The 5286-nt window shown below is 66.7% G+C and carries 4 protein-coding genes and 1 pseudogene; 4 read left to right on the forward strand and 1 reads right to left on the reverse strand.

The genetic code is table 11. From position 1 onward, the window contains the following. From AB0D14_RS44555 to AB0D14_RS44565, 3 genes and pseudogenes are all read left to right on the forward strand, one after another. Positions 1-3025, forward strand: a 3025-nt coding sequence (locus AB0D14_RS44555) for an amino acid adenylation domain-containing protein (protein WP_362791155.1), incomplete at its 5' end; no start/stop codon positions are given. 77 nt (positions 3026-3102) lie between these two features. Continuing rightward, the gene (locus AB0D14_RS44560; protein WP_362791163.1) at positions 3103-3315 is read left to right on the forward strand and encodes an MbtH family protein; all 213 of its coding nucleotides are present in this window, start codon (positions 3103-3105) and stop codon (positions 3313-3315) included. Positions 3316-3450: 135 nt separating this feature from the next. Next, a pseudogene (locus AB0D14_RS44565) lies at positions 3451-3594 on the forward strand (transposase); the annotation flags it as partial. Between the two features lie 118 nt (positions 3595-3712). Here AB0D14_RS44565 and AB0D14_RS44570 read toward each other — a convergent pair. After that, the gene (locus AB0D14_RS44570; RefSeq protein ID WP_362791158.1) at positions 3713-4678 is read right to left on the reverse strand and encodes a pirin family protein; all 966 of its coding nucleotides are present in this window, start codon (positions 4676-4678) and stop codon (positions 3713-3715) included. A gap of 179 nt (positions 4679-4857) precedes the next feature. Between AB0D14_RS44570 and AB0D14_RS44575 the strand changes: the two genes are divergently transcribed. Continuing rightward, entirely contained in the window at positions 4858-5205 is a 348-nt protein-coding gene (locus AB0D14_RS44575; protein WP_362791160.1) for a tetratricopeptide repeat protein, read from the forward strand. The last annotated feature ends 81 nt before the right edge of the window (positions 5206-5286 follow it).

Consider the following 5286-nt stretch of genomic DNA (forward strand, 5'->3'; position numbering starts at 1 on the left):
CACCCTGCACAACAACGCCCACGCCGCCCTCGACCTGCCCGGCATCGACACCGAACCCTTGCCCACCGGCGAACCCGCAGCCAAATTCGACCTGTTCTTCAGCCTGAGCGAAACCTTCCACACCAACACCGGTGCCGATGCCAACACCGGCACCGGCACCGGCACCGGCACCGGCACTGGCAGTCGCCCGGCCGGTCTGTACGGCGGTATCGACTACGCCCTCGACCTGTTCGACCGCGAAACGGTGGAAACTCTGGCCGAACGGTTCGTCCGCGTCCTGGACACCGTCACCAGGGAACCGCACCAGCGGGTCAGCGGCGTGGAGGTGCTGTCGGCGGAGGAGCGGCACCGGATTGTGTCGGGGTGGAACGACACCGCCCAGAAGGTGCCCGCGGCGACGCTCCCGGAGCTGTTCCAGGCCCAGGCCGCACGCACCCCCGACGCGACCGCAGTGGTCTTCGGTGGCGCTGAGGTGACCTACGCGGAGCTCGACGAGCGTGCGAACCGGCTCGCCCGGTTGCTGATCCGTCGCGGTATCGGTCCCGAGCGCATCGTCGGGCTGGCCGTGCCTCGCTCGGTGGACCTGATCGTCGGTCTGCTGGCGGTGCTGAAGTCGGGCGCCGGTTACCTGCCGATCGATCCGGAGTATCCGGCCGAGCGGATCGCCTTCATGTTGGCCGACGCCGTCCCCTCGCTGACGCTGACCACCACAGAGGTCGCCGGGCGCATGGCTACCGGGCCCGCGCTGCTGCTGGACGACCCTGCAGTCGTCACTGAACTCGGCGCACTGCCGGCCGACGTTCCCGGCGACGAGGAGCGGACCTGTCCGCTGCTGCCGCAACACCCCGCGTACCTGATCTACACCTCCGGCTCGACCGGGCGCCCCAAGGGTGTGGTGATGTCCTGTGGCGCGCTGGTCAACCTGATGTCCTGGCACGCTTCCGCCATCCCCGCCGAGGCCGGTTCGCGGGTCGCTCAGTTCACCGCGATCAGCTTCGACGTCTCGGCCCAGGAGATCCTCTCTGCCCTCTTGGACGGCAAGACCCTTGTGGTGCCGGACGAAGAGATCCGGCGTAACCCGGAAGAGTTCGTCGTATGGCTGAGGGAACACAAGGCCACCGAGCTGTACGCCCCCAACATGATGGTGGACGCGCTGGGTGAGGCTGTGGCGGAGCAGGGCACGGACCTGCCGTGGCTGCGTCATGTTTCCCAGGCCGGCGAGGCCCTTGTACTCAGTGATCGGATCCGTGACCTGTGTGGGGCGGCCGGGACGGTGCTGCACAACCACTACGGTCCGTCCGAGACCCATGTGGTCACGGCCCATACCTTGCCGGCGGACCGGGCGGCATGGCCCGGGGGTGCCGCGCCGATCGGCCGTCCGGTGTGGAACACCCGGGTCTACGTCCTGGACCCGGCTCTGCGGCCGACGCCGGTGGGCGTCGCGGGTGAGTTGTACGTCTCCGGTGCCCAGCTGGCCCGCGGCTACCACGCCCGGCCGGGCCTGACCGCACAGCGGTTCGTCGCGAACCCCTTCACCCCGGGCGAGCGGATGTACCGCACCGGCGACCTGGCCCGCTGGAACGCCGAGGGACAACTGGAGTATCTGGGCCGTACGGATGACCAGGTGAAGGTCCGTGGGTTCCGGATCGAGCTGGGTGAGGTCGAGGCCGCGCTGCTCGCCCACCCGTCCGTGGCCCAGGCAGCGGTGATGGTGCGTGAGGACCGCCCCGGCGACAAGCGCCTGGTCGGCTACCTCGTCCTCAACGGTGGCAACACCAGCAGTGACGGCAACACCGCCGGGGTCGACCTGGCTGCCCTGCGCGCCCACCTCGGCGCGATGCTGCCGGAGTACATGGTGCCGTCCGCGTTGGCGGTCCTGGAGAGTCTACCGCTGACGGCGAACGGGAAGCTGGATCGACGGGAGCTTTCGGCGCCGGACCATACTTGGTCCGCGCCGAGACGGGAACCCTCCACGGTCCAGGAGGAACTCCTGTGCAGAATTTTCGCCGAAGGACTGAACGTGCCTCACATCGGCGTCGACGACAACTTCTTCGAATGCGGCGGACATTCACTTCTGGCGGTCAAGCTGGTGAGTCGGATTCGTTCGATCATGGGTGTCGATGTCTCCGTCCAAATGCTGATGGAATCACCCAGTGTCGCTGGACTCGCACATCGGCTCAGCCTTCCCGCGATGAAGGACTCGCTTCGTACTCTTCTCCCCATCAGGACGCACGGGAGCCGGCCGCCCCTCTTCTGTGCCCATCCGCGATCCGGGTTGAGTTGGTGCTTCGCACCTCTGGCCGGATTCGTACCTCCTGGCATTCCCTTGTACGGCCTGCAGGCGCGGGATGCCGACGACGCGGGTGAGCTGCCGGGATCCATCCGGAAAATGGCGGAAGAATACATCAAAGAGTTGCGCACCGTGCAATCGTCCGGTCCGTATCATCTGCTGGGGTGGTCGATGGGAGGCCGCGTAGCGCACGAGATGGCTGTACAACTGCAGGAAGACGGCCAGCAGGTGGCACTCATCATCATGGGAGGCTATGCACCCGCCCCATTCGACACACTCAACCCGGACGAGACCGGCCACCGGGAATCTGCGGATCTCATACGTCAAGCGATTCTAGAACGTGACGGCAGCGGCCATGACGATCACGCGGATGCATCGGACACACTCGACGAGGCGCCTTCTCTCCATGATCTCGCCGGACTTCCGGACTACTTCCGCAACGAGATTTCAGAAGAAGAGGCTGAAGTACGGGCGAGAATCATTGCGAACAATACCCGCATCTACGTGAAGCATCATCCTCGCAGATTTCACGGCGATCTTCTTTTTATTTCGTCGGACGAACTCGAGGACGGTTGGGGTAGCGCCATGTGGCAGCCCTACACTTCCGGTAAGATAAGCGAGGCACGGTTGCCTTGTTCTCACGACGAGATGGCCGATCCCCCCATGCTCTCTCTGCTTTGGGATTCAATTGCTGATTGGCTGTCCACGACAAAGGACAGCGAATCGTTCGACTGAACTGGTGTCGAGCAACCCATTGGCCGGGGTTGGCCACCCTGATACTTCTACCTCTGAGTGACAGATAGGACTGAATGATGACGAACCCTTTTGAGGACCAGGACGCCAGCTACCTTGTTCTGAAAAACGAGGAGGGTCAGTTCTCGCTTTGGCCCACATTCGTCGACGTGCCGGACGGGTGGGAGTTGGTCTTCGGAGAGGCAGCGCGTCAAGCGTGCCTCGACTTCATCGAGACGACCTGGACAGACATGCGCCCCAAGAGCCTGATAGACGCCATGAACGCCGGCTGAGCAGAGTCGGGGACTGGCACGGTGGCTGATGCCCCGTTTCCAGTCCCCGCCGCGCCCCTCGCCCGCATGCTCGGCGTCCACATCCAAGTCGCCGTCCAGTGGCAGCAAGCATCAGCCGGAGACTGAGCCGCCTGTGCCGCCGGTTTGCGCCAGTACGCCGACGAACATGACTGGCTCACCATCGCGCAGCTTCCCTCCTACGCACCGGATCTGAACCCGGCGGAAGGGATGTGGTCACTGCTGCGACGCGGCCCGCTGGCCAACACCGCCTTCACCTCGCTGCGCGGCCCGCATGCCCCCGGGGCCGCGCATGACCGCTCGCCCAGGGCTACCCGCGTTCGCCGCGCTCAGGCCCACCCCGGGGCTGTGTCCCTGCCGACAGCAGTATCTGTACCGGTCAGCGCACTCGTCCCCGCGGTTTGAGCGGCCCGGGCGGCAGGGCCGGCGCAGGGAGCCGGTCACCGTCATAGCCCTTCACCTCGCCGAAGCGCGAGCTGTCCATCCAGTCCGAACGGGCCTGTGCAATATCGTCGTTGGACCGCCCGATGAAGTTCCACCACATGACCAGCTCCTCCTCGAACGGCTCGCCGCCGAGGAGCATGAGGCCCGCGTCCGACTCGGCCCGCAGGGGCAGCTCGGTGCGGCCGCAGCCGAGGTAGAGCATGGAACCGGGCAGCAGCGGTACGCCGTCCACGTGGGCCTCGCCGGACATGGACAGCACGGCGTACTCGAAGTCCGGTTCCAGCGGGAGGCGTACGTCCGCGCCCTGAGCCAGGGCCAGGTCGGCGCCGATGATCGGCATGTACGTCGTGCCGGGCGAGGTCGCTCCGTCGACGCCACCCAGGATGACCGTGGCCCGCAGGCCGGAGGCCGTCACGACGGGCAGCTCGCTGTGGTGTTCGAAACGCGGGTCGGTGTGGCGGTCGCTGTCGGGCAGCGCGACCCACAGTTGAGCGCCGTGCAGGAAGCGGGCGTGCGACCTGGGACTCTCCTCCGAGTGGCTGATGGCCCGGCCGGAGGTCATGAGGCCCAGTTCACGCGGGCGGATCTGCTGCGTGCTGCCCGTGGAGTCGCGGTGCAGGACCTCGCCCTCGTGCAGCCAGCTGACGGTCTGCAGGCCCATGTGCGGATGCGGCGGGACCTGCATGCCGGGCTCTTCGGCGATGTCGTCGGGACCGTAGTGATCGACGAAGCACCAGGCGCCCACCATGCGCCGGCCCATGTTGGGCAGCAGACGCCGGACTTCGCCGGCCTCGCCGAGCTTGACCCGGCGAGGGCTGAGGAGTTCACGCACCGGCTCTGCCACCACGAAACCCCGGCCACCGCACAGAGCGGGAACGGGCTCGCGATCAAGATTGCTCATGGCGCACAACCTAGCCCCGTCGAGAGCGGCCGTCATGCCACTCCCCCGCCCGCCGGCGGCCACCTGACCGAGAAGCACTCCCCCGGCGCTCCCAGGATGCGCCCACCCAGCCGCTCACCCTAGTCGTGGAATATTCAACAACTCCTGGCGGTTCTGCGGGGCGAAGGAGGAGGTCAGACGTGAACACGACGTACTACGACCACGGGACGACCGCGGAGCGCTGGGAGCGCGCCCGGATGTTCTTCGACGCAAAGGACTACACCGCCTCGGCGCGCGTTCTCGACACTCTGGTCGAGGAGGTACCGCAGGAGACGGGGCCCCGCCTGCTGCTGGCCCGCGCGTACTACCACTCCGCCCAACTCGGCCGGGCGGAACAGCAGTTGCGCGTACTCGTCGAGCGCGACCCGGTGGAGTACTACGCCCGCCTCATGCTCGGCCGCACACTCCAACGCCAGGGCAGGAACGAGGAGGCCGAGCCGCACATGCGACTCGCTTCCGCCCTCGCGGGTGATTTCGACTCGTTGTGAGCGGTCGACCGGTTGTGAGCGGTCGTTGTGAGCGGCTCACAGTGCGCAGTAGCGGGTCGGGTCCCGGCACCGGGACCCGAC

This window comes from Streptomyces sp. NPDC048484 (genome assembly GCF_040651415.1).
In the GTDB taxonomy this organism is placed as follows: domain Bacteria; phylum Actinomycetota; class Actinomycetes; order Streptomycetales; family Streptomycetaceae; genus Streptomyces.

Bases quoted from the DNA above. Each gene is read 5' to 3' on its own strand.
- AB0D14_RS44560 (WP_362791163.1), top strand. From the start codon at position 3,103: ATGACGAACCCTTTTGAGGACCAGGACGCCAGCTACCTTGTTCTGAAA.
- AB0D14_RS44570 (WP_362791158.1), bottom strand. From the start codon at position 4,678: ATGAGCAATCTTGATCGCGAGCCCGTTCCCGCTCTGTGCGGTGGCCGG.